This is a genomic window from Leifsonia sp. NPDC014704 (genome assembly GCF_043083605.1).
GTDB lineage: Bacteria > Actinomycetota > Actinomycetes > Actinomycetales > Microbacteriaceae > Leifsonia.
The window spans coordinates 268102-290130 of sequence record NZ_JBIBYW010000001.1; the positions used below are offsets into that span (position 1 = coordinate 268102).

Annotated in this window: 26 protein-coding genes; 12 read left to right on the plus strand and 14 right to left on the minus strand. The window is 67.4% G+C overall.

Translation table 11 applies throughout. The features are described from left to right. Nucleotides 1-67 precede the first annotated feature (67 nt). On the minus strand, nucleotides 68-1096 hold the full coding sequence (fbaA, locus tag ACF1AJ_RS01370) for a class II fructose-bisphosphate aldolase (RefSeq protein ID WP_089876532.1): 1029 nt from the start codon (nucleotides 1094-1096) through the stop codon (nucleotides 68-70). Nucleotides 1097-1286: 190 nt separating this feature from the next. Between fbaA and glpX the strand changes: the two genes are divergently transcribed. After that, nucleotides 1287-2288: a class II fructose-bisphosphatase gene (glpX, locus tag ACF1AJ_RS01375; RefSeq protein WP_309861235.1), complete on the plus strand. Its 1002-nt coding sequence runs from the start codon at nucleotides 1287-1289 to the stop codon at nucleotides 2286-2288. 15 nt (nucleotides 2289-2303) lie between these two features. Here glpX and rmuC read toward each other — a convergent pair whose 3' ends face one another. Further along, nucleotides 2304-3704 (minus strand): DNA recombination protein RmuC, encoded by a 1401-nt coding sequence (gene rmuC, locus ACF1AJ_RS01380; protein ID WP_391505817.1) that lies wholly within the window; start codon nucleotides 3702-3704, stop codon nucleotides 2304-2306. A gap of 125 nt (nucleotides 3705-3829) precedes the next feature. Then, on the minus strand, nucleotides 3830-4411 hold the full coding sequence (locus ACF1AJ_RS01385) for an exonuclease domain-containing protein (RefSeq protein WP_039731421.1): 582 nt from the start codon (nucleotides 4409-4411) through the stop codon (nucleotides 3830-3832). A 172-nt stretch (nucleotides 4412-4583) separates the two neighbouring features. Here ACF1AJ_RS01385 and ACF1AJ_RS01390 point away from each other — a divergent pair, with 172 nt between their 5' ends. From ACF1AJ_RS01390 to ACF1AJ_RS01400, 3 genes are all read left to right on the plus strand, one after another. Further along, complete coding sequence (locus tag ACF1AJ_RS01390; RefSeq protein ID WP_391505818.1) at nucleotides 4584-5330, plus strand: class I SAM-dependent methyltransferase; 747 nt, start codon at nucleotides 4584-4586, stop codon at nucleotides 5328-5330. 52 nt (nucleotides 5331-5382) lie between these two features. Beyond that, the gene (gene ychF, locus ACF1AJ_RS01395; RefSeq protein WP_391505819.1) at nucleotides 5383-6474 is read left to right on the plus strand and encodes a redox-regulated ATPase YchF; all 1092 of its coding nucleotides are present in this window, start codon (nucleotides 5383-5385) and stop codon (nucleotides 6472-6474) included. 84 nt (nucleotides 6475-6558) lie between these two features. Next, nucleotides 6559-7503, plus strand: a complete 945-nt coding sequence (locus ACF1AJ_RS01400) for a 5'-nucleotidase (protein ID WP_391505820.1) — start codon at nucleotides 6559-6561, stop codon at nucleotides 7501-7503. Nucleotides 7504-7554: 51 nt separating this feature from the next. On the opposite strand, the gene ACF1AJ_RS01405 is transcribed toward ACF1AJ_RS01400, so the two are convergent. From ACF1AJ_RS01405 to ACF1AJ_RS01420, 4 genes are all read right to left on the minus strand, one after another. After that, nucleotides 7555-8685: a hypothetical protein gene (locus tag ACF1AJ_RS01405; RefSeq protein WP_391505821.1), complete on the minus strand. Its 1131-nt coding sequence runs from the start codon at nucleotides 8683-8685 to the stop codon at nucleotides 7555-7557. Then, on the minus strand, nucleotides 8678-9352 hold the full coding sequence (locus tag ACF1AJ_RS01410; protein ID WP_391505822.1) for a metallophosphoesterase: 675 nt from the start codon (nucleotides 9350-9352) through the stop codon (nucleotides 8678-8680). The genes ACF1AJ_RS01405 and ACF1AJ_RS01410 overlap by 8 nt, the downstream gene beginning before the upstream one ends. Next, nucleotides 9352-10116 (minus strand): nucleotidyltransferase domain-containing protein, encoded by a 765-nt coding sequence (locus ACF1AJ_RS01415; RefSeq protein ID WP_391505823.1) that lies wholly within the window; start codon nucleotides 10114-10116, stop codon nucleotides 9352-9354. The genes ACF1AJ_RS01410 and ACF1AJ_RS01415 overlap by 1 nt, the downstream gene beginning before the upstream one ends. Before the next feature lie 147 nt (nucleotides 10117-10263). Then, entirely contained in the window at nucleotides 10264-10761 is a 498-nt protein-coding gene (locus ACF1AJ_RS01420; RefSeq protein ID WP_391505824.1) for a DUF427 domain-containing protein, read from the minus strand. Between the two features lie 35 nt (nucleotides 10762-10796). Here ACF1AJ_RS01420 and ACF1AJ_RS01425 point away from each other — a divergent pair, with 35 nt between their 5' ends. Then, nucleotides 10797-11399, plus strand: a complete 603-nt coding sequence (locus ACF1AJ_RS01425) for an LON peptidase substrate-binding domain-containing protein (protein WP_391505825.1) — start codon at nucleotides 10797-10799, stop codon at nucleotides 11397-11399. Between the two features lie 147 nt (nucleotides 11400-11546). Then, on the plus strand, nucleotides 11547-13781 hold the full coding sequence (locus ACF1AJ_RS01430; RefSeq protein ID WP_391505826.1) for a LuxR C-terminal-related transcriptional regulator: 2235 nt from the start codon (nucleotides 11547-11549) through the stop codon (nucleotides 13779-13781). An 87-nt stretch (nucleotides 13782-13868) separates the two neighbouring features. On the opposite strand, the gene ACF1AJ_RS01435 is transcribed toward ACF1AJ_RS01430, so the two are convergent. After that, the gene (locus ACF1AJ_RS01435; protein WP_391505827.1) at nucleotides 13869-14336 is read right to left on the minus strand and encodes a hypothetical protein; all 468 of its coding nucleotides are present in this window, start codon (nucleotides 14334-14336) and stop codon (nucleotides 13869-13871) included. Nucleotides 14337-14516: 180 nt separating this feature from the next. Here ACF1AJ_RS01435 and ACF1AJ_RS01440 point away from each other — a divergent pair, with 180 nt between their 5' ends. Then, nucleotides 14517-14906 carry an ADP-ribosylation/crystallin J1 gene (locus ACF1AJ_RS01440; protein ID WP_391505828.1) on the plus strand — a complete coding sequence of 130 codons (390 nt, stop codon included), beginning with the start codon at nucleotides 14517-14519 and terminating at the stop codon, nucleotides 14904-14906. A 278-nt stretch (nucleotides 14907-15184) separates the two neighbouring features. Here the strand turns inward: ACF1AJ_RS01440 and ACF1AJ_RS01445 are convergent, their stop codons facing one another. Both ACF1AJ_RS01445 and ACF1AJ_RS01450 read right to left on the minus strand, forming a co-directional pair. Continuing rightward, on the minus strand, nucleotides 15185-15742 hold the full coding sequence (locus tag ACF1AJ_RS01445; RefSeq protein WP_391505829.1) for a hypothetical protein: 558 nt from the start codon (nucleotides 15740-15742) through the stop codon (nucleotides 15185-15187). A 224-nt stretch (nucleotides 15743-15966) separates the two neighbouring features. Continuing rightward, nucleotides 15967-16506 (minus strand): sugar O-acetyltransferase, encoded by a 540-nt coding sequence (locus ACF1AJ_RS01450; protein WP_391505830.1) that lies wholly within the window; start codon nucleotides 16504-16506, stop codon nucleotides 15967-15969. Between the two features lie 109 nt (nucleotides 16507-16615). Between ACF1AJ_RS01450 and ACF1AJ_RS01455 the strand changes: the two genes are divergently transcribed. Then, complete coding sequence (locus ACF1AJ_RS01455) at nucleotides 16616-17077, plus strand: phage tail protein (RefSeq protein WP_391505831.1); 462 nt, start codon at nucleotides 16616-16618, stop codon at nucleotides 17075-17077. Nucleotides 17078-17086: 9 nt separating this feature from the next. Here ACF1AJ_RS01455 and ACF1AJ_RS01460 read toward each other — a convergent pair whose 3' ends face one another. Next, the gene (locus ACF1AJ_RS01460; protein WP_391505832.1) at nucleotides 17087-17764 is read right to left on the minus strand and encodes an alpha/beta family hydrolase; all 678 of its coding nucleotides are present in this window, start codon (nucleotides 17762-17764) and stop codon (nucleotides 17087-17089) included. Between the two features lie 265 nt (nucleotides 17765-18029). On the opposite strand from ACF1AJ_RS01460, the gene ACF1AJ_RS01465 reads away from it, so the two are divergent. Continuing rightward, the gene (locus tag ACF1AJ_RS01465) at nucleotides 18030-18155 is read left to right on the plus strand and encodes a hypothetical protein (protein ID WP_391505833.1); all 126 of its coding nucleotides are present in this window, start codon (nucleotides 18030-18032) and stop codon (nucleotides 18153-18155) included. 86 nt (nucleotides 18156-18241) lie between these two features. Here ACF1AJ_RS01465 and ACF1AJ_RS01470 read toward each other — a convergent pair whose 3' ends face one another. Then, the gene (locus ACF1AJ_RS01470; RefSeq protein ID WP_391505834.1) at nucleotides 18242-19651 is read right to left on the minus strand and encodes an MFS transporter; all 1410 of its coding nucleotides are present in this window, start codon (nucleotides 19649-19651) and stop codon (nucleotides 18242-18244) included. A 27-nt stretch (nucleotides 19652-19678) separates the two neighbouring features. Then, a complete protein-coding gene (locus ACF1AJ_RS01475) occupies nucleotides 19679-19924 on the minus strand; it encodes a hypothetical protein (RefSeq protein WP_309861190.1) in 246 nt (81 codons plus the stop codon). Nucleotides 19925-20009: 85 nt separating this feature from the next. Here ACF1AJ_RS01475 and ACF1AJ_RS01480 point away from each other — a divergent pair, with 85 nt between their 5' ends. From ACF1AJ_RS01480 to ACF1AJ_RS01490, 3 genes are read left to right on the plus strand one after another with little or no spacing between them, the layout of a single operon-like run. Next, a complete protein-coding gene (locus ACF1AJ_RS01480; protein ID WP_309861187.1) occupies nucleotides 20010-20387 on the plus strand; it encodes a hypothetical protein in 378 nt (125 codons plus the stop codon). A 1-nt stretch (nucleotide 20388) separates the two neighbouring features. Beyond that, nucleotides 20389-20724, plus strand: coding sequence for a hypothetical protein (locus ACF1AJ_RS01485; RefSeq protein ID WP_391505835.1), 336 nt, complete (start codon nucleotides 20389-20391; stop codon nucleotides 20722-20724). 2 nt (nucleotides 20725-20726) lie between these two features. Next, the gene (locus tag ACF1AJ_RS01490) at nucleotides 20727-21017 is read left to right on the plus strand and encodes a DUF4287 domain-containing protein (protein WP_391505836.1); all 291 of its coding nucleotides are present in this window, start codon (nucleotides 20727-20729) and stop codon (nucleotides 21015-21017) included. 26 nt (nucleotides 21018-21043) lie between these two features. Here ACF1AJ_RS01490 and ACF1AJ_RS01495 read toward each other — a convergent pair whose 3' ends face one another. After that, complete coding sequence (locus ACF1AJ_RS01495; protein ID WP_391505837.1) at nucleotides 21044-21994, minus strand: NADP-dependent oxidoreductase; 951 nt, start codon at nucleotides 21992-21994, stop codon at nucleotides 21044-21046. Between the last annotated feature and the right edge of the window lie 35 nt (nucleotides 21995-22029).

Here is a 22029-nt window from a genome sequence, read left to right on the forward strand (position 1 = left end):
CCTTGCTGGAGCCCGTGGCTCGCGTGGTGCGGGCGGCGGAGCGTGACGCGACCGCCGCCCGTGACTGCTACTTGCCGGAGTGGCCGGCCGAGCCGAGCTGCTGCGTCGCCTCGACGACGCGCGCGGCCATCCCGGTCTCGGCGACCTTGCCCCAGGCGCGCGGGTCGTAGGCCTTCTTGTTGCCGACCTCGCCGTCGATCTTGAGCACGCCGTCGTAGTTCTCGAACATGTAGCCGGCGATGGAGCGGGTGAACGCGTACTGCGTGTCGGTGTCGATGTTCATCTTGACGACGCCATTGCGGACCGCCTCGGCGATCTCCTCGTCGGTCGAGCCCGACCCGCCGTGGAAGACGAGGTCGAGCGGCTTCGGGCCGTGGCCGTACTTGGCGGCCAGGCCGTCCTGGATCTCCTTGAGCAGCTCCGGGCGCAGCTTGACGTTGCCGGGCTTGTAGACGCCGTGGACGTTGCCGAAGGTGAGCGCGGCCATGTAGCGGCCGTTCTCGCCGAGGCCGAGCGCGTCGACCGCCTTCTCCGCGTCGGCGAGGGTCGTGTAGAGGGCCTCGTTGGAGCCTTCGTGACGGACGCCGTCCTCCTCGCCGCCGACGACGCCGATCTCGACCTCGAGGATGGCGTTGATGGCCTTGGTGCGCTTGAGCATCTCCTGCGCGATCTCGAGGTTCTCGTCGAGCGGGACTGCCGAGCCGTCCCACATGTGCGACTGGAAGATCGGGTTGCGGCCCGCCTTCACCTCCTCCTCGGAGGCGGCGATGAGCGGAAGCACGAAGTCGTCGAGCGCGTTCTTCGGGCAGTGGTCGGTGTGCAGCGCGACCGTGATGGGGTAGTTCTTGGCGACCTCGGTGGCGAAACGCGCGAACGCGAGCGCGCCGGTCGCGCGGGCCTTGACGGTCTGGCCCGCGAAGTAGTCGGCACCGCCGGTGGTGACCTGGATGATCCCGTCGCTTCCCGCCTCGGTGAGACCCTGCAGCACGGCGTTGATCGTCTGCGACGACGACACGTTGAACGCGGGGTAGGCGAAGCCGCCGGCCTTCGCTTTGTCGAGCATCTCTGCGTACTGGTCCGGCGTGGCGATGGGCATTGCGGCTCCTTGAGGATCGGGGTGTCGAACGCCCTCATCATACCGAGGGCCTTCGTACCGCCCGCGGGTGCACATCCGTGCGCGCCCCCTGACGCGGCAGGGGGCGGTCGATACACTGGCAGCGTCCGGCGGCGGGCATCCCGCTCCGGTATCGACGACGACGTTCCGAATCCGTCCGGGAGGACCCACCATGAGCATGACCGACACCGCGACGCACTTCCAGCACCCGGACAGGAACCTGGCGATGGAGTTGGTGCGGGCGACGGAGGCAGCGGCGATCCGGGCGACGCCGTGGATCGGGCGCGGCGACAAGAACGCGGCCGACGGCGCCGCCGTGGATGCGATGCGCAAGTTCCTCGGGACGGTCAACTTCGACGGCGTCATCGTGATCGGCGAGGGCGAGAAGGACAACGCGCCCATGCTCTTCAACGGCGAGCACGTCGGAAACGGACGTGGGCCGGCGGTGGATATCGCTGTCGACCCGATCGACGGCACCTCGCTGACGGCGGCCGGGCGGCAGAACGCGCTGTCGGTCATCGCGGTGTCGGACCGGGGATCGATGCTGGACGCGTCGAGCGTGTTCCGGATGAACAAAATCGTGACCGGTCCGGCTGGCCACGGTGTCGTGGACCTCTCGCAGTCGATCGGTGACAACATCCGGGCGCTGGCGAAGGCGCTGGGCAAGCCGGTCGCGGAGGTTCGGGTGGCGGTGCTGGACCGGCCGCGGCATGAGGGTCTGATCGAGGAGATCCGGGCGGCGGGAGCCGGGACGCGGCTGCTGCTCGACGGCGATGTCGCGGGCGGCATCAACGCTGCCCGTTACGAGTCGCGGATCGACATGTGCGTCGGCATCGGCGGCAGCCCGGAGGGCGTGATCACGGCGGCGGCGATCAAGGCCCTCGGCGGGTTCATGCAGGGCATGCTGGCGCCGAGCGACGACGAGGAGCGGGCGAAGGGCATCGCCGCGGGGCTGAAGATGGACACCATTCTGAGCGCGGACGACCTGGTGAAGGGCGACAACACGTTCTTCGTCGCGACCGGTGTGACCGACGGCGGCCTGGTGGAGGGCGTGCGCCGCAAGGGACCGATCATCCGGACGGAGTCGATCGTGCTCCGCTCGAAGTCGGGCACCGCTCGCCGTGTGGTGGCGGACCACCTCGCGGAGAAGTGGCTGGAGCCCGACCAGCTCTGAGGTCCGGCGCGCGCGTTACGCCGCGCCGGTGTCGCGCTCTGCCTCGAGGGCGTGGGCGCGCTCCTGCTCCTCGATGGCCAGCTTGTCGATCCCGTGCATGTCGCGGGGCTCCAGCTCGCTGACGAGTTCGAACGCCGTCAGCTCGCGCGGGGCCTCCTCGATGCCCTCGATCACGCCGATGACCTTCGACTCGTCGAGCGCGTTGAGCTTGCGGGCCGCGGGGAAGACCTGGCGCTCGAACGACCCGACGAAGCCGTTGTAGTCCTTGACCGTGCGCTCCAGCGACCGGCCCAGCTTCTCGATGTGACCGGCCGTGGTCGAGAGACGGCTGTACAGCGTCCGGCTCAGGTCGAAGAGCTGCTTCGCCTCCTGCGTCAGCACATCCTGCTGCCAACTGAAGGCCACGGTCTTGAGCACGGACCACAGGGTCACGGGCGACGCGAGCGCGACCCGCTTGCCGAAGGCGAACTCCATAATGGAGGGATCGGCTTCGAGAGCGGACGACACGAGCGACTCGCTCGGGATGAACGCGATGACGAGCTCGGGGGAGGACTCGAGACCGGTCCAGTACGCCTTGCTGCCCAGAGCCGTGATGTGGTCGCGCACGGCCTTGACGTGCTGCTTGAGCAGCGCCTCCCGCTGTGCAGCCTCCGAACCGGTCGCCGTCGCCGGGATCTGGCTGGCTTCAAGGTATGCGTTGAAGGGCACCTTGGCGTCGAGCGCGATGCTCTTGCCGCCGGGGAGACGCACGATCATGTCGGGCCGCCCCGCGCCGGACTCCGAGTGGATGCTCGACTGAACGTCGAAGTCGACGCGCTCGATGAGACCTGCCGCCTCCACGACGCTCCGCAGCTGGGTCTCGCCCCAGACGCCGCGGGTGCTGTTCGAGCGGAGGGCGGATGCAAGGGCCTCCGCGGTGCTGCGCAGCCGCTCCTCCGACTCCGCCGCCGACCGGAGCTGCTGCGCGAGCTGACCGTGCTGCTGGTTGCGCTGGGTCTCGAGCTCGATGACTTTGCGCTGCATGTCCGTGAGGCTCTCCCGCACCGGCGCCAGCGCTTGCAGCACCTTGCTCTCGGCGCGCTCCCGCTCGGCGCGGGCCTCCGCCTCGGCGCGATGCTGCTCCACCGTCTCGCGGTACTGCTCCTGGGCCGCGCGCAGCTGATCCTGCAGCGCATCCACCCGACTGTGCGCAGCGGCGAGGTCGGCCCGGATCTCCGACTGCACCGCCGTCTCGGCCGCCCGCAGTTCGGCGAGCTCGGCCTGGTGCTGCGCGGCGAGCACGACCGGGTCGACGACCGGCGCGGCAGGCTCGGCCGACGGCCGCGAGCGGAGGAGCCGCAGAACCGCGACGCCCGCGCCGATGGCGCCGACGACGAGGCCGATCAGAAGGCCGAGGAGCAGGGCGAGGATGTCCATGCCCTCAGTGTGTCAGCAGCCGCCGACACTGCCGCTTGCGCGGCCCGCGAGTCCGATCCCATCCCCCCGGGAGGACCGGAATCGCCCGAATCCGCGGCGGATCGCCGCGCCATGTCGAGACGGGATCAGGCGGCGATGGGAACACCGATGCGCCCGAGCCGGGCGCCGGTCAGCTCGGCGAGGTCGGCGATGGTAGCCGCGTCGTGCCGCCGGGCGGCGTGGATCATGATCGCCGCGCACGCCTCGGCGTCCGCCAGCGCGTCGTGGTGCGCGAAGTCCTCGAACCCCGCCGCCATCGCCGCGACAGGCAGACGGTACGACTCCAGGTGGTACGTCTTGCGCGCCACCTGCAGGCTGCAGAGGTAGCTGTACTCCGGGCACGCGACGAAGGTCGCCGCGCAGGCGGCCCGGATCACGCCCATGTCGAAGCCCGCGTTGTGGGCGACGAGGTGGTCGTCCTCCGCGAACTCGACCAGATCGGCCAGCTGGTCGACCCAGCCCGCCGCGTCGGCCACATCCTCGGGCCGGATGCCGTGGATGCGCACGTTCCACTCCTGGAAGACGTCGTGGCCCAGCGGCGGCCGGATGAACCATCCCGCCCGGTCGACCACCTTGCCGTCTCGGACCTTGACGAGTCCGACCGAGCAGGCCGATGCGGCGGAGGAGTTGGCGGTCTCGAAGTCGATGGCGGTGAAGTCCAGGGTCACGTCGTCATGCTGACACGGCCCACCGACGCCGCCCGGCATCCCGCCCGCGCGCCGCCGCATCCCGCCGCGAGGTGCATGTCGTTGCGGTCGACACGCCGCGTGAATGCGCATCTACGTGCACCTCAACTGCGCGGCCGGGCGTGTGGCGGTCGCGACGCGTACCATCGGCGGCATGCGATCCCGTCAGCAGCGCGACCTACATGCCGCCTCCTTCGACCGCGCCGCAGACCTCTACGACGCGGCCCGGCCGACGTACCCGGCCGAGGCGGTCAGCTGGCTCCTCGACGCGGTGGAGGGGCCGGTGCTCGACCTCGGCGCAGGGACGGGCAAGCTCACCGCATCCCTCGTCGAGCGCGGATTCGAGGTCGCCGCCGTGGATCCGTCGCCCGAGATGCTGCGCGTACTCCAGGAACGTCTCCCCGACGTGGATGCGCGCGAGGGCGCCGCCGAGCGCATCCCCTTACCGGACGACGCCTTCGGCCTGGTGATCGTCGCCCAGGCGTGGCACTGGGTGGACGCCGACCGCGCGGTGCCCGAGGTCGCCCGGGTGCTCCGCCCCGGCGGCCGGCTCGGACTGATCTGGAACGAACGCGACGAGAGCGTCGGCTGGGTGCGCGAGTTGGGGGAGCTGATGGATGCGGGCTCGGCCGTGTTCGACGACGAGGCCGACCCGGTGGTCCCACCGCCGTTCGGTCCGCTTGAGTGCCACGAGACCCGCTGGGTGCAGGCGCTGACGCTCGACGGCCTACTCGATCTGGCGCGCTCCCGCAGCTACTTCATCACGAAGGACCCGGACGGCCAGGCCGCCGTGATCCAGTCGTTGCGGCGTCTCGCTCGCGAGCATCCCGACCTCGCGGGGCGCGACACCTTCGAGCTGCCGTACGTGACCCGCAGCTACCGGGCGACCCTGCAGGGCTGAGCCGCCCGACCGTCGGCGGCCGCATCCCACCCTCCCCGTAGAATGGACGACCGTGGCTCTCACTATCGGAATCGTCGGGCTGCCCAATGTGGGCAAGTCCACCCTGTTCAACGCGCTGACCAAGAACGACGCGCTCGCCGCGAACTACCCGTTCGCGACCATCGAGCCGAACGTCGGCGTGGTGAACCTGCCCGACCCGCGGCTTGACCGCCTCGCCGAGCTGTTCCACAGCGAGCGCATCGTGCCGGCCCCCGTGTCGTTCGTCGACATCGCGGGCATCGTGAAGGGTGCCAGCGAGGGCGAGGGGCTGGGCAACAAGTTCCTGGCGAACATCCGCGAGGCCGACGCGATCGCACAGGTGGTGCGCGGCTTCAGCGACGCCGACGTCGTCCACGTCGCCGGTAAGACCGACCCGGCGGGTGACATGGAGACCATCAACACCGAGCTCATCCTCGCCGACCTGCAGACCCTCGAGAAGGCGGAGCAGCGGTACGAGAAGGAGGTCAAGGGTCGCAGGCTGGAGCCCGTGGTCCTCGAGACCGCGCGCGCCGCGATCGAGTACCTCAACTCGGGCAAGCCGCTGTCGACCTCGTCGATCGACCTGGAGCCGGTCCGTGAGCTGGGCCTGCTCACCGCCAAGCCGTTCATCTACGTCTTCAACGTGGACGAGGATGTGCTCACCGACGAGTCCCGCCGCGCCGAGCTGGCCGCCCTGGTCGCGCCGGCGCAGGCCGTCTTCCTCGACGCCAAGCTGGAGTCGGAACTCATCGACCTCGACGCGGCCGACGCCGCCGAACTGCTCGCGTCGACCGGCCAGGAGGAGTCCGGCCTGGACCAGCTCGCCCGCATCGGCTTCGACACCCTCGGCCTGCAGACCTACCTGACGGCCGGCCCGAAGGAATCGCGCGCCTGGACCATCCCCAAGGGCGCGAAGGCACCGCAGGCGGCCGGCGTCATCCACACCGACTTCGAGAAGGGCTTCATCAAGGCGGAGGTCATCTCCTTCGACGACCTGATGGATGCCGGAAGCGTCGCCGAAGCCCGCTCGCGCGGCAAGGCGCGCATGGAGGGCAAGGACTACGTCATGCAGGACGGCGACGTGGTCGAGTTCCGCTTTGGATCACAGTCAACGTCGAAGGGATAGGGCTTGGAACTAACAAAGTGCGGGCTCGCTGCTGAGGAAGTTGCGATGTCGCCCGGACACACCCCGTCCTCGCGGTGAGTCGCCATGCCCTACTCACTCGATAATCGCCTCGTAGTCGGAATCGCGTCTAGCGCAATGTTCGACCTTGCCGAGTCAGACGCGGTTTTCCGGAGTAAAGGAGAGGAAGCGTACCGCAAGTTCCAAGAGCAGCATCTGAACCAACCCTTCGAACGAGGCGTCTCATTCTCATTCATTAAGCGGCTGCTATCGCTGAACGACCTGTCGACTCCTGGTGACCCCTTGGTCGAGGTGATCCTCCTCTCCCGCAACGACCCTGACACCGGGCTGCGGGTAATGAAATCCATTGAGCACTACAGCCTGGAGATGACGCGCGCGATCTTCATGCAGGGAAAATCTCCGTATCCCTTCATTCCGGCGTTGAACATCTCATTGTTCCTGTCCGGGAATGCCAAGGACGTTGGTGAGGCATTGAGGCTTGGCTTACCCGCCGGTTTGGTGCTGCCGTCTGCAATCGTTGACGACGACGAAGATCAGGACCTCCGAATAGCGTTCGACTTCGACGGTGTGCTCGTCGATGATGCGGCGGAGCGGGTCGGGCAAGCCGGCACACTGGCCGACTTCCATGCCCACGAGAGTAAGAACGCGACTACCACTCATAACCCCGGTCCGCTCAAGCCGTTTCTCGCAGAGGTCAAAAGACTTCAGGATTTGGAAGAAGCAAGAAGGCTAAGTGACCCCGAATATCGCAATAGAATCCACGTTTCGGTTGTCACAGCGCGCAACGCTCCTTCCCATGAGCGGGCCATCACAACCCTCAAGAACTGGGGATTGATGGTCAACGATGCCTTCTTCCTCGGCGGGATTGAGAAGGCGAAGGTGCTCGCGGTTCTCCGTCCACACATCTTCTTCGACGACCAGCCCGTACATCTACGCCCCGCTGCTGCCGTCGTTCCTTCAGTCCACGTCCCGTTTGGCGTGGCCAACGAGCCGGGAGCGCAGGGAGCCTGACACAGACTCTGCTTCCGCGGGATTTCGATGTGCTGTGACTAACAACCGGTATCAGCGGTCGAATATGCGGACGGTTACCGCGAAGTTGTCCAGGCTTGCTTCCCGTGCGAGATCGCTCTCTAGGCCACGTGGGTTGCGCAGAACTCCCGAGCGGTCGAATACCAGGCAGACGAGATGGCGAACGTTACCGAGTGTTGAGTAGCGCTCACGGTCGATGATCAATTCCTCGCCCAGCTTTCGATCGGGCAGGCTTGCGCGCGTGAACTTGAGCTCTATTGCTAGCTCAAATTCGGGCAAGACAAAGTCGACTCGCGACGAACCTCCCGCATACTGGGGGCTTACAACTTCGGGCCGCACGTCGGTGAAGAAGACCCGAAGCAGCGATCGGTAGAGGTCTTGACTGTCATATTCGTCGCTTACTGTAAGCGTCGGACGTGAATCGTGCCGATGGCTGAGCTCACGCTCGACGTCCAGCATCCGATGCCCGAGTTCGAGCACGACGTCTACGGCGTCGAGCTGGGCGTCGGCAAACGTGAGGCGCCCCACCGAATTGGCTGTGATCAGTTCCCCACGGGTGAAGGCGACCAGGGCTGACGCCAGAAGGCTGGACTTTTCGCCTGTGGAATTCTCACACGCCTTGTAGTCACCACTCGAAAAGGCAGCAACTTCATCGCGCCCGTCCTTGAAGAAGGGCATGTAGTAGCCGTTGAGTGAGAAGAGGTTCCGCATTTTCGGGTGACGAGCGAAATCGGTTCCGTAACGTGCTTCGATCATCGCGTCCAGGTCGTAAAGCCGGTCCGCGCTGAACACGTTAGGTGCATCCACGTTCATCAGGTATCGGTAGCGAGCCGTTATGGCGGGAAATCCGAAAGCTGCCTTGTTCATGTTCCAGTGAACCCAGCGTGCATCGGGGATGAGCTTTGCGTTCTCGAAGAAGCGCTGGAGCATCTCTTTTTCGCGCTCGACTGGGTCATCATTTGGCGACGAATTGGCTATTGAAAATACTTCCGTTTTGCTTTCGCCGGATGCGTCAATGATCTCAGTCAAGCCTATTGCTGCAATCGCCAGGGGGCGGTCCTGGACATCGTAGAAGCTCTCACAGGAGTAGTGAACGCACAGCACGCGTTCTCCTCGCGCGAGCGCTCGCGTGATCTCACTTATTGCCTGACGCACTTCAGTCATGTTGTCCCTTGAAGGTGTAGTACGCACGAGTAGGAAAAGTCATAACGCAGAGCGGGGCTCCCGGAATGGTTCCAGAGCCCGTATCGATGCAGGCGAAGCTGTCTGCAATGTATGGGAGCCCTTGACGCTGCGCGTAATGGCCCGCCACTACCATCTTCGGGAGCACGATGTCCGGGTCAAATAGCGTGGGGTGACTGCCATAGACCACGTCCTCGTCTAGCCGACTGTCCGGGCGCTGCGGATTGATGCCTGAGTGAGAAATAATCATGTCCGCGCTCTCCCAGTACGGGGCGAGGCGCTCTAGGAAGCGCCGGTGGGATGGAGGGAAGGCATGGCGAAACTCTGTGAACGGGTTGGCTCCCACATTTGAACCAAGGTAGCTATGCAAGGTGGTGAGGCCCGCGTGTGCCAGGAATTTTGCCTCATCTTGCCCTCTGACAAAGTTGAGGAGAGCCAAGTCATGATTGCCGGCAAGGAACGTGACGCGTTCGCCCAAATCGGAACCGAATGCGACCATCAGATCCAGTACTTCACGCGAAAAGGGCCCGCGATTCACGTAATCGCCTGCAAACACGACCTTCGCGGGCCAAGAGCTCATCCAGGCGAGAGCCTTTTCAAGGGCTCGAACGTTCCCATGAATATCGCCTACGACGGCCACCGCTTCCATCAGAACGGAGGAACCGAGAGCGCGCTGTACTCAATATCGCCCGGCCCGAGCACGGTTGCAAAAAGTGCTGCCAGATCTTTGGACGCAGAGTTTGCCACAGCGTAACTCAGAGTACTTCGGTTCTCGCGGCGAATCGGCGCGGGCAGCACACGATCGAGCAAGCGGGCGAGGATTTCAAGGTCCTGGAACGAAAATTCGGACTGGCGTCGCATCTTCAGAGCTTGAGCGAGACCGGCGATATCGAGATTCTCAGCAGCCAGATCGGCGTCGAAACAGGGTGTGCCGCTCTCAATTGACTTCAGGTACACGGCTGTGCGTAGCGTGTAAAGCGCAAGCCGGCACAAGCCGTGCTGATATTGCTCCACGTCAGGAGCCGCAAGGTTGACCGCACCCGCGACTACCGATAGTTGATTCCACACTGGTTGATATGACGCAGGCTGCCGGTATGCCCGAAGTGCCCTGTCGAGCACGCCAGACTCATCCAAGATGAATATTCCGTCGGTCAAGAGGTGCAGAACGAAAAGGCTGCCCCTTTGTGCCATTTCGTGCAGATGCGCAGGAGTGTATTGAGTGACGTTTACCGTCCCTCGCGAATATGGAGCCGGGGATTCCGCCACAATCTCTAGCAGGTCCACGTCGGAGTCGAACTGTTGAGTGCCGCGGGCATAGCTGCCATACAGCATCAGCGCCAGCGCTTTACCGGTCGAATGCTCCACGACTTCAGCAAGCTCAGGAGGAGTCAAGAGGTCGGCGGCGGGAGTCATGATCGCAGGATAACCACATCCTCCGACGCTGCAGGCTATCCCATGCCGTTGGGCGCGACGAGCCCGAAGAGAAGGGAACTTGGAATCTGAAAATCGTGGACGGCGACGTGGTGGAGTTCCGCTTCAACGTGTAGATCGCCTCGGCGTTCACCAGTGCCGTGACCCGGGCGACCCCTTGAAGGGCCCAACCACGGCTCTCGTGATCCAGCCGCCGTAGAAGCCTCCGGGCTGCGGCGTGACGACCTCCCCGTCGACCGTGCACGCGTCCATCTGCTGGGCGTAGATGGCGACGCGGTCTCGGAGCGGCTCGAACCCCGGTGACGGATGCGGGTAGTTCCACGCGCACGCGGGCCGAATCTCGCCTCCGCCGCGCACGTCCAAATATCGTGCGGTGCCCTTGAACTCGCAGAACGACGAACCATCGGCGTCGACCAGCGCGCCGGTCGCGAAGTCCGCTATCGGGAGGTAGTAGACCGGCGGATGGCTTGTCTCGAGCACCCGGACAACGTCGCGGGTGTCGACGATGAGCTGCCCGCCCAGACGGATCGTGACAGGCACGGCGACGCTCTCGATGCGCGGCGGCCTCGGGTAGTCCCACACAGACTCCTGCCCCGGTCCGGGGATCTCGGGACGCGGTCGGGGCACCTGTCCACTCTACGTCCGCGGTGATTCACTGGAGCATGGCCGCCTCACCGATGTTCCCGCTCGGCTCCGTGCTGTTCCCCTCCGTGCCCATCCCGCTGCGGGTGTTCGAGCCGCGGTATCTCACGCTGGTCGGGCGGTTGCTCGACGAGGTCGAACCGGATTTCGAGTTCGGCGTCGTGCTCATCGAGCGCGGATTCGAAGCCGGGGGCGGCGACCAGCGCGCCTCGGTCGGGACGATGGCGCGCCTTGTGAGCGCCGCCGTGGGCGCCGACGACCTGCTCATCGTCGGCGTAGGGACCCGGCGGTTCAGGGTCGAGCGATGGCTCGACGACGACCCGTATCCCCGGGCCGAGCTCTCGATGCTGCCGGATCTGGAGTGGTCCGAGGCACTCGCACCCCTACGGACCGAGGCAGAATCGGTTGTCCGCCGCGTGGTCGCCCGCGTCGCGGAGCCGCAGTCGGATGCCGAGATCGAGTTGTCTAACGACCCCGTCGAAGCCGCGTGGCAACTGGCGGCGATCGCCCCGCTGGGCGAGTACGACAGGTACACCCTGCTCAGATCGACATCGTTGGGAGGTCTCCTGCGTCAGACGATCGATCTGGTCATCGAAGCCGAGGAACTCTGGTCCGCCGAGTAAGGCGCCTGGCGCGCGGATTCCCGCTTCATTGTGGGTCACGAATCGCGTTCTCCAGGGCTGCGGGGCGCCCCGGTATAAATGCAGGTGATGCGGTTTTGTCCTGGTGGCTCGCGCGAGCCTCCAGCCCGTGCGGCGATGGGATATCGGGTGGGTTCGGCGAACGACGATCTGGAAACTCTGCTCTTCGAGAGCAAGACCACCGCTCCGCTCTTCGACCCGGCCTATGTACGCCGGCAGGACCTCATCGGATCGCTGCGCGCAAGTAACTCCCGCGTCGTCACGGTCGAGGCGCCTGCCGGCTACGGGAAGACGTCGCTCCTCGCCGAATGGGAACACCTCGAAGATCGGGCGACCGGTTGGCTCACGCTCCGCGAAGACGATGACGATCCGGCGGCGCTGATCCGCCTCCTGGCTCGGGTGTGCACAGCGTTCGCATCGGAGGCCGAATCGGTCTTCACGCAGATCGCGACCACCCAGACGGGAGTGCTGAGCAGGCTTGCCCCGGCGCTGGCTCTTGCGCTCTCGCGGTGCGAACGCCCTTTCGTCTTGTTCATCGACGACGTCCACGTGCTGAGAACGGTCGGGTGCATCGACGCCTTGGAGGTGGCTCTGGCTCGGGTGCCGGCGGGATCGCAGGTGGTGCTGGCGAGCCGGCAGCATCTGTCGGCGTTGGCCCGGGGGCGCGTCGAGCTGTCGGCGGCCAGGGTCGGAGCGGCCGAGTTGCGGATCGACCTCGACGGGGCCGCGCGGATCGCCGAGGAGGCGGGCGCCCAGGTGGACCGGGGCCTCCTTGCGGACTGGGTGGAGCGGTGCGAGGGCTGGGCGGCCGGGCTGCACATGTACGCACTGCTCTCCAGAAGCCGGCCGTTCGCCGTCACGAGCGACCACAGCGCACTCGCCGACTACCTCTATCGAGAATGCGTCCGCGACCTCCCGGAGGACACCCGCCAGTTTCTGCTCCGCACGTCGATCCTCGACACCCATATCCCGGACCTCTGCGATGCCGTGCTGGAACGGACCGATTCGATCCGGATTCTGCGGGACCTGGAAGCGCGCCAGCTCTTCGTCACCGCGGACGTGGACGGCCGCGCGTTCCGCCTGCATCCCCTGTTCAGGGAGTACCTGTCGGATGAGCTGCAGCTCGAGTCCGCCTCGCTGGTGCCGGTCTTGCACGCTCGAGCATCGCAGTGGTTCGCCGAGCGCGGCCAACTCCCCGCGGCCATCGATCATGCCATCGCCGCCGGGGACTTCCCCACCGCGACGGCCCTGGTGACCGCCGCCGGTCTCCCGGCCTACGAGGCGGGCCAGAGCGCGACACTCGGCCGATGGCTGCGTGAGATCGGCGACGCCAACCTCCTGGCGAACCCGTCAGCCGTTGTCGTCTTCGCCTGGTTCGCCGTCCTCGCGGGATCGGATGACGACGCCCGCAAGTGGGGAACCCTGTTGGGGATGGTTCCCGATGACGCTGCTGCCGCCGGCATCAACATCCCTTCGGCGAAGGCGATGATCCGGGCAATCATGATGTCCGACGGCATCGAATCGGCCCTCGAGGACGCAGAGTTCGCGGCTGAGGTCGAGCCGCTCGAGAGTCCGTGGCGCGACCCTGCCGTCCAGATCCTGGGAAGCACCCTGCTCCACGCCGGCTATGAGGAGCGCGCCAGGATCGTGCTCGGCGAGGCGATCCACATCGCCAGCGTCCACGGCAATCCCGCTTCGATTGTGATCTGCGAGTCCGAGTTCGCCTTCCTCGCGATCGAGGCCGGAGCGTGGGAGCGGGCAGCGACGCACATCGAGAGAGCCCTGGATACCATCCGGGAGGGAGGCATCGACGGCTACGTCATGTCCGCGTACGCGCACGCGGCTGCCGCCTGCCTGGAACTCCATGCCGGCCGAACGCTGTCCGGGGGACGGTACCTGGCGCGTGCCATGTCAGAACGTCAGCGCTGCGGGAGCGCCGTGCCGCTCCTCAGCATCCCGACCCGGCTGCTGCTCGTCCGCGCGCAGATAGCCGTCGGAGATGCGGACGCCGCCCGGATCCTCCTCGATGAGATCGATGAAGTCCTTCGCCCGGGGGTTCCGGGCGACGCCGTGGATACACGGAGAGCGTTCGCCCGGAATCTGCTTGCCGAGCACACGCGCACCGTGCAGCGTCGAGTCGACTCCGTGGCGCTCACCGAAGCCGAGCAGCGCGTTCTTCCGTACCTCCAGACTCACCTGACCCGACCGGAGATCGCGCAGCGCCTTTACGTCTCGCCCAACACCGTCAAGACCCACATCAGCGCGATCTTCCAGAAGTTCGGGGTGTCGTCGCGTTCGGAGGCGGTGCGGCGAGGAGTCGAATTGGAGCTCCTCGGCAAGGCGACCCAGCTCACGCCGGTCTGACGGGGGTCGGCTTGGATTTCCGGCTTATTGTCCGGTTGACCGGGACGTTCTTGCATTCGACTGTGAGAAGTTGCCGATTCTCCGAGTTCACCAAGCGCGGGAGCGTCTCGAAAACATCTCCCGCAGTGACCGTTTCCGTCCCGGCCGAGTCTCTCGGCTGGCTTCCTCCGCGACGGCCAATCCAGCCTCCGTCGCAACGACCCAGCAGGCGAATTCCCAATCGGTCGCGACCTGTGCGGCCGAGACTTCGTTCTGAACGCGTGCTCTGACGTCCTCGAGGGCCTCGGGAACGTGACGAACGGGCGCGTGGCGACCAGGCGGACCTCCGTCGATGTACTCCATGCGCCCGACGCTGATGAGGCCCAGGGTGCTGAGCTTTTCGAAGCTGCCGAAGGCCGCAGCAATGTCGTCGTCGCTTGGTCGCCAGTCGGGAGTCGGCGGCGGATTGGTCCTGATTCCGAGGTGGATCAGGGCCCAGACAAGGGCGACATCGTCGTATCCAGTTCCCGCGAGCAGCTCCGTCTCCGCCGGGGTCAATTCCGTGCCCTCGATCACCCGGTCAGGATACTGGTAGGGCTGAAAGATCCCGCGCCTCCTCGACGACGAGCTCGACCTGACGCTGCTCATCCAGCCCGGGGAACTCAGCCGGGGCGCGAGGGATCTCGTCGACCTCTTTGCGTACCGCCGATCGCGCTAGCCGAAGCGAGGCTCGAACGGCCGTCTAGCATATGAGCCATGACCGACGTCGAAACCGTCACGCTTTGGCGTCCGACGGGACCCGAAGAGCTGGTGCTGGTGGAGGAATCCGATTGGACTCGCTGGCCTCCGCGGTTGCCGGATCAGCCGATCTTCTATCCGGTACTCAACGAGGACCATGCGGTCCGCATCGCACGAGATTGGAACGTCAAAGCGTCCGGGGTCGGGCACGTCACCCGCTTCCGCGTGCGAAAGGACTTCTTGGACCGTTTCGAGGTGCAGCAGGTCGGCGGTGAGACCATCCTCGAGTACTGGATTCCCGCCGAGCAGCTCGAAGAACTCAACGGCAACATCGTCGGGCGCATCGAGGTGACGCGCAGCTTCCGACGCGGGCCGGACGGCGATGTGGTGGAGGCCCACCGAGCGTGAGCGATCATGACGGCCGCGGGGGAGTGGCCCTCCGGCTTGACCCTCACCCGGATGGGAACCTGTTCGAGTCCGTCTCTCTTGTCCAGCGTGATGGGGCCGTCCTCTGGACTGCGACTCCGAATGGTTTCGGCTCCGATGACGCATGGACGAGTGCCCGGCTGGTGGATGACGCCGTCATCGCTCATACGTGGTCGTGCTGGCGCGTGCGATTGAGCCTCGCCGACGGGCGTGTCCTCGACGCGGTCTTCACCAAGTAACTGCGCGCGCTTCGCCGCCATTCACGCGTGCGTCCCGCGACGGTCCCGTTCGGCGTCCCGTTCAGCCAGCCGCCGCCGGGAGTCGGCGGTGATCCGGAACCATTCGGATCCACGGGCGAAGTCCCGGACGGCGGGAGGTGCCGCGCCCGCTTCGGTGGCGCTGATGAACGCGTTGATGACGTCTGCCTGGGCGATGGCGCGGGAGCGGCGTACGGCCGTCGCCGGGAACGAGCGGGAGGTGCGTCTTCCTTCGCGCATCCAGGACAGAAGCAGCATCTGCACCGACCGGTACGGGGTGCCGCGGGTGACGAACCAACTGCTCCACCTATCGGTTCTGCACCGGGTCTCCGCGTCGATCGGGATCGTATAGGTGCGGAACCAGCTCCGCACCCGGATGTGGCGGTCGGACAGGTAGACGCCGACGAACAGCGACCGGACCACAGCGACAGCGAGCAGGCAGGCAGCAGCCCAGATGAGCGGGGCCCAACTCCGATCGAGCGCTGACCGATCCGGGGATGGATGGAACAGACCCGCCAAGCAGGCGAGCAGGAAGACGATCAGTGTGGTGATGGACGCCACGCGTGCACCGCGACTCGACTGCCGCAGCCGGACCTCGGTCGTCCGTCCGCCGATGGAGCCGTCGGCGCGCCTTGAGGTCGAGCGTGCGTCTCTGACAACCGCGGGACGCGATCCAAGCAGAAACGGAGGACATTACGCCGCGTGGGCGGCGAGCGGTCCTCCCTTTCCGGAGCGTGCCCGGTGTGTCGGAGCGGGAGTCCTCCCTTTCCGCGGCCGCCGCCCTCTCACCAGCTCCGGAGCACCGTCGCCTTCGGGCCGGCGACGAGCGTCCGCGCGGGCACGTCCTCCGCGACGGTCGCGCCGGCGGCGATCACGGAGTCGCGGCCGATGGTGACGCCGGGGAGGATGGTTGCTCCCGCGCCGATCCACACGTTCTCCTCGACCGTGATAGGTCCGCCGGTCAGCCAGATGCGGCGGTCGTCGGTGTCGACGGGGTGACCGACGGTGATGAAGGTCGCCTTGGGGGCGACCATGACGCGCTCGCCGAGGGTGATGCCCGCGTAGTCGAGGAAGGTGCAGTTCTGGTTGATGAACACCCGCTCCGCAAGCTTCAGGTTGCGGCCGTGGTCGGTGAAGAACGGCGGGTAGATGGTCACGCGTGGCGGGAGCGGGCGGCCGAGGATCTGCTCGAACAGGGCGGACTTGCCCTCCTCGTCGTCGAAGGGGAGCACGTTCAGCCGCGAGGTCAACGCGGTCACCTCCAGCACCCGCTCCGTCATCGCCTGGAACTCGGGACTGTGGATGCGCATCAGCAGCTCGGACACCCCATGATCCTGACGCGGCGTCGCGCGCGCAGGCAGCGGACACGCCAGGGCGCGCCCAGAGCCGGCGCACGCTACGGTAAGGCTCGACACCGCACATCCAGGAGGACCCATGCCGTACGTCGTCGACTTCGAGAACGTCTCCACCGTCGGGCTGGAGTCGTCGCCCGTGGCGGACGCGCTCGCCGGCCTTCGCGCGAACGAAGCGCGGTACTACCGCAACAAGTACGACCACGTCTTCACCGTCGGCACCGCCGAGGAAGAGCAGGATGCGGTGGACCGGGTCGCGCGGGTCCTGAAAGAGGAGCGCGGCATCGTCATCGGCTCGCCGGCGCTCGAGGCCACGGACTTCGAGGTCGACGGGATGCGGATGACGTACGTCTTCTACGAGTCCGGGCTGTCGATCAACGTGATGTACACGCTCGCCGAGGGCGGCAAGCGGGCGGTCGGCTTCAAGCTCTCCGACGGGATGGACGTGCCGGAGGAGCTGTCGTCGTTCAAGTTCGCGCGCCAGAAGTCCCGGCTCGCGGGAACCATCCGCGGGTCCTACTTCGTGATCAAGGGCGAGTACTGACCTCCTCCGTCACACGACCGTACGGACGAATTCGGCGACCGTCGAGGCGATGAGGTCGCGCACACCGGCCGCTCCCAGCGGGGACGCTTTCGGCACCCGCATGCCGTGATCGGCTCCCGGGACCTCCACCACCCGGATGCGATCGGCGGCCGCGGCCGCGGATGCCCCGACCTGTGCAGCGCCCACTTCGGACGCGACGAGAGCCGCTGACCCGAACGGGTCGCCTCCGCCCTGGACGACGAGCACAGGGACGGCCGGCTCAAGCAGTTCGTCCAGCCGCGACCGGTCGGCCTTTCCCGGCGGGCGCAACGGGAACGCAAGACAGACGACAGCTCGAGCGCCTAGGGCCGTCGCCGTCCGACAGGCGACGCGCGCGCCCGCGCTGCGGCCGCCGGTGACCAGGGGAAGGTCGCCGGCGAGCTCCCGGACCCGCGGCGCCGTCTCCTGCCACGCGATGTCGAGGGTGGCCGGACGGGCGGCCACGCGCTTGCCCGCGACGCGCCACGGCTGCTCGTAGCGCACGACGGTGATGCCCTCGTCGGGCAGCCGGGAGGCGAGGACAGCGAGGTCGGCCGCCTCGATGCCGCCGCCGGCGCCGTGACCCATCCAAAGGACCGCGCTGGGATGCTCGGACGCGGAGACGGTCAGCCGGCCGGGGCCGACCGAGGTGGGGACGTCGATCTGCATGGAGTCGACGCTACCCGTGCGGGCCCGGCAGAGGGCGGTGCGCGCCCCGACTGTGGATGAGTCGGTGCGGTGCGCGGCTGTGGACGGAAATGCGCACATCCCGACCGCCCGGCATCCACCGCGACTCTTGCTTCCGCACGCCGCCGGGCGGACCATGGAAGTGGCGATGCGGGCGCCAACGGGTCGGATGGGGATGATCACGATGGTCGCGGACTCACGGGTGTGCAGAGTGTGCGGAGGGCCGATCTCCGAGGAGCGGCGGCTGGTGCCGACGTCGCGCGGGGCTTGGACGGTGGTGACGGTGGCGGTGGGCTGCCGAAATCCGCTCTGCCGTGCGTCGTCCCTCGCCCAGCAGCGCACGGTGCCGCCCGGCACCACGCTGGTCGCCTGAGTGCAGGCAGCCGGTCCGCCGTCTGCGGGTCGCAACACGCCGTTCTGGCGCGCCCATAACGGCGTTGCGACCCACAGGAGCGGCGATCAGGAAGCGGAGGAGGCCGCGCGCCCGGACCGCCCCGCGCGCCCGGGCCGCACGAACACCAGCAGCGCCAGGTGCACCACCGCCAACACGGTCGCGACCCCGACGGCCGTCAGCCAGCTGCCTGCGGTCGTCCCTCCGCTGAACAACAGCCCGAGCACCGTCGTGGCGACGATCGCTCCGACATAGCGCGACGTCTGGAAGATGCCCGCGGCGACGCCGCTGTCCTCCGGGCGGGCCGCCGAGTAGAGCGCCTGATTCATCCCGATGCTGACGACGCAGTAGGGGATGCCGAGCGCCGCCGTGAGCACGAGCACGACCCACGGCGCCGTCGTCGCGGCGGCGACGGCGAGGAGGGCAGCCCCGATCACGAGCGCGATCGCACCGGTGATCAGCGTCGGCCGCAGCCCGACGGACTCGATGGCGCGCGCGGCGAACGGCGTGACGACGACGGTCACGGCCGCGAGCGGGAACATCAGCAGCCCGGCGACGCCCGCGCTGTAGCCGCCGTGCGTCTGCAGGTACTGCGGCAGGCCGAAGAAGGCGGAGTAGTAGACGACGTTGAAGATCGCGAAGCTGAGGTAGACCAGCAGCAGGCGCCGGTTCGCCGCCAGCAGCCGCAGGTCGAGGAACGGGTGGGCCGTGCGCAACTCCCGCCAGACGAAGAGCGCGGCGGCGACGGCGCACACCGGCAGCAGCCACCAGAGCGGCTGGGGTTCCAGGTCGAGGAGGAAGACGAGGAGCGACGTCAGGGTCGCGATGAACAGCAGGATGCCGGGGATGTCTGACTCGGCCAGGGTGCGACCCAGCGGCACCCGCTCCCGTTCGGCATCGCGTGGAGCGAAGAACCACACACCGACGAAGGCGATCAGGGCCAGCGGCACGTTCACCCAGAAGATCGACTGCCAGCCGAGGAACGTGATCAGCGCGCCGCCGAGCACCGGTCCGATGGCGGCGCCGGAGGTGTTGGCGATCTGGATGCGGCCGAGCAGTCGCGGCGTCCCCACCCCGGAGGTCGCTGCGAGCGGCCGCAGCAGGGCGATCGCCGACGGGAACGCGGTCGCCGTTCCTACCGCCAGCGCCACCCGGCCGATGCAGACAGCGGCGAGGGACCCGGCGAACGGCGTGAGCGCGCACGCGAGCACGACGACGAGCATCCCGAACAGGAACAGGCGGCGCGGGCCGAAGCGGTCGCCGAGCCGGCCCATGAGCGGCTGGCCCGCGGCCGACGCCAGGTAGAACGAGGTGATGACCCAGGTCACGGCCGTCACATCCACACCGAAGTCGTGCTGCAGCGGCACGAGGGCGACCGCGATCATCGACGAGTTGAGCGGGTTCAGCAGCGTGCCGAGGCTGAGCGCGGCGACGGCCGCCCCGGTGCGCGGGCGCGCTGGGTCGTCGGAGCGGGTCACTCCGTCCACGCTACTCGGGCCGTGCGGTCACTCGTCGAGGTCGGCGGTCGTGACCGGGATGGTGGAGCGGTACGGGTAGGCGGGCATCGACGAGTACTCCTCCTCGTCGGCCAGTTCGTACACGTCGTAGGCGAGGGCCCCGGCGAACAGGGTGGCGACGCGGATCTCGCCGGGCGGGCATCCGCCGATCAGCGGAACGACCACGACGCTGTCGAGGGTCCGGCCGTCCTCGTAGAGGAGGGCCGCTTTGATGGTTCGCGTAAGTGCGTCCATGACCGGACTTTACGGCGGTTCGTGCGACCGTGACTTGACGGCGCGCGGTGGTTTGGAGAAAGTGATCCCAAGAGGAAGGACTCGCGTGGGAACGTTGATCTACGACGGGGCCGACGGCTTCACGTTCGACGACCGGGTGCTCGCGCACCTCCAGGCGGTCGTCCAGACGAAGCTGCGGCGCCGGGAGGGTTTCCTCCTGATCTGGACGGATCGCACAGCCGGTCCGGACGGCGTGCTGCGGTCGATCTGGCTCGACCCGTCCATCTCGCTCCAATTCGTGTTCGCGAGGCCGGAGTTGCCGGAGCTGAACCGCGACTGGCTGACCATCCTCGGCGAGCGCGCCAACAGCAACTCCGGACTGATGCTCGAGGACGACCTGCGCGCCGAGATCCGCGAAGAGATCCCGGAGGGGACCTACCGGGCGAGCAGGACGAGGAACGGCAAGCGCCGCGAGGGGGCGTGACGTGGGGAGGCTGGTCTACGGGACCGCGCCGCAGGAGTACGAGTTCGACGACCGCACTCTGGCGCACGTCAAGATCGCCGTCGTCACGAAGCTGCGCCGCCACGAGAGCTTCCTGCTGAACTGGCAGATCCCGGCCGACTCGGGTGGCGGCCGGGTGAGCCTCTGGATCAGTCGCGACATCCCGCTGGCGTTCGTGTTCAGCGGCAGCAGGCCGCCGCGGCTCAACGAGCGCTGGATGGATGTGCTGCTGCGGACGAGTCAGCGGACCGGCGGAATGGTGGTCGTGTCCGAAGCGGAGGCGGAAGCCATCGTCGACCGCGACGAAAGAGGGAACTGAGGATGTCGTTTCAGGCGTACCTCGACGCCGTCGAGGAGAAGACCGGCAAGACGCCGCGCGAACTCGTCGCGGAGGCGGGGGAGCGCGGGTTCGGTCCGGGCACCAAGGCGGGCGACATCCTCGCCTGGCTGAAGGACGACTACGGGCTGGGCCGCGGACACGGGATGGCGATGGTGCACGTGATCACCAAGGGCCCGCAGATCGACACGAAGTTCGTCGGCATCGACGGCGCGCACCGGGACGAGTCGGCGACGTTGTGGCTGGACGGCAAGGCGACCAAGCCGGGCGGCTGATCTCTCGCGTGGCACCGCGGCGCCCGTCAGGGCAGCAGCGCGAGCTTGCCGCCCGGGTGGCCCTCCTTCAGGAACGCGAGGGCCGCTGGCGTGTCGGCGAGGGGATACGTGCGCGCCACGGGGACCTGGAGCCGGCCGCTGCCCGCCAGCTCGAGGAGTGAGCCGCGGACGGAGTCGCGGAACGCCTGGCTCTCGGGCTGGGCGCCGAAGACGGCGTGGAAGCCCTCCTGCTGCGCGCGCTGAGAAGCGACGATGGTGACGATGCGCCGCCGGTCGGGGACGAGTTCGAGGGAGACGTCGACCGCCTCATCCGTGCCGACCGTGTCGAGCGCCGCGGCGATCGGCCCCTGGGCGGCTTCCGTGGCGCGCTCTGCGAGCCCGGGGCCGTAGGCGATCGGCAGGCCGCCGAAGCGACGCACCCGGGCGAAGCTCGCCTCGCTCGCCGTCCCGATGACACGCGCGCCGATCTCGGCCGCCTGCTGCAGGATGCTCACGCCGACGGCACCCGACGCCCCGTGCACGAGGATGGTCTCGCCCGCGCGCACATCGGTGACGTCCAGCATCTGGGCGGCCGTCGTGCCGACGAGCAGGAGGTTCGCAGCCTCCTCATCGGCCAGCCGAGCGGGTTTGGCGAAGACGTCCTTCGCCGGCACGGTGACGGCGGTGGCATAGCCGCCCTGGATGCGGAACGCGACGACCGCGTCACCGACCGCCCCGCCGCCGGACGCGATCTCGGTGTCCGGACCGATGGCCGCGATGACGCCGGCCACCTCGTAGCCGATCGGAACCGGGAGCTCCAGGCCCTCCCGGGGTGCCGACACGTGCTTGTAGTCGGCCGGGTTGACGCCCGCGGCGCGGACCTCGATCGTGACCTCGCCCTGTCGAGGTTCGGGGACCTCGACCTCCGCGAACTCCCACGTCTCCGGCCCGCCCCAGCGGGTCGCTCGCCACTGTCGTGCTGTCTTCTGGCTCGCCATGCTCGCAGTCAACTCCCGTCGGCTGTGCGCCGGCT

Coding starts and splice junctions, on each gene's coding strand:
- ACF1AJ_RS01410 (WP_391505822.1), bottom strand. CDS start 9,352: ATGGAAGCGGTGGCCGTCGTAGGCGATATTCATGGGAACGTTCGAGCC.
- ACF1AJ_RS01415 (WP_391505823.1), bottom strand. CDS start 10,116: ATGACTCCCGCCGCCGACCTCTTGACTCCTCCTGAGCTTGCTGAAGTC.
- ACF1AJ_RS01425 (WP_391505825.1), top strand. CDS start 10,797: ATGGCCGCCTCACCGATGTTCCCGCTCGGCTCCGTGCTGTTCCCCTCC.
- ACF1AJ_RS01460 (WP_391505832.1), bottom strand. CDS start 17,764: ATGCAGATCGACGTCCCCACCTCGGTCGGCCCCGGCCGGCTGACCGTC.
- ACF1AJ_RS01490 (WP_391505836.1), top strand. CDS start 20,727: ATGTCGTTTCAGGCGTACCTCGACGCCGTCGAGGAGAAGACCGGCAAG.
- ACF1AJ_RS01405 (WP_391505821.1), bottom strand. CDS start 8,685: ATGACTGAAGTGCGTCAGGCAATAAGTGAGATCACGCGAGCGCTCGCG.
- glpX (WP_309861235.1), top strand. CDS start 1,287: ATGAGCATGACCGACACCGCGACGCACTTCCAGCACCCGGACAGGAAC.
- ACF1AJ_RS01475 (WP_309861190.1), bottom strand. CDS start 19,924: ATGGACGCACTTACGCGAACCATCAAAGCGGCCCTCCTCTACGAGGAC.
- rmuC (WP_391505817.1), bottom strand. CDS start 3,704: ATGGACATCCTCGCCCTGCTCCTCGGCCTTCTGATCGGCCTCGTCGTC.
- ACF1AJ_RS01495 (WP_391505837.1), bottom strand. CDS start 21,994: ATGGCGAGCCAGAAGACAGCACGACAGTGGCGAGCGACCCGCTGGGGC.
- ACF1AJ_RS01400 (WP_391505820.1), top strand. CDS start 6,559: ATGCCCTACTCACTCGATAATCGCCTCGTAGTCGGAATCGCGTCTAGC.
- ACF1AJ_RS01440 (WP_391505828.1), top strand. CDS start 14,517: ATGACCGACGTCGAAACCGTCACGCTTTGGCGTCCGACGGGACCCGAA.
- fbaA (WP_089876532.1), bottom strand. CDS start 1,096: ATGCCCATCGCCACGCCGGACCAGTACGCAGAGATGCTCGACAAAGCG.
- ACF1AJ_RS01455 (WP_391505831.1), top strand. CDS start 16,616: ATGCCGTACGTCGTCGACTTCGAGAACGTCTCCACCGTCGGGCTGGAG.
- ACF1AJ_RS01390 (WP_391505818.1), top strand. CDS start 4,584: ATGCGATCCCGTCAGCAGCGCGACCTACATGCCGCCTCCTTCGACCGC.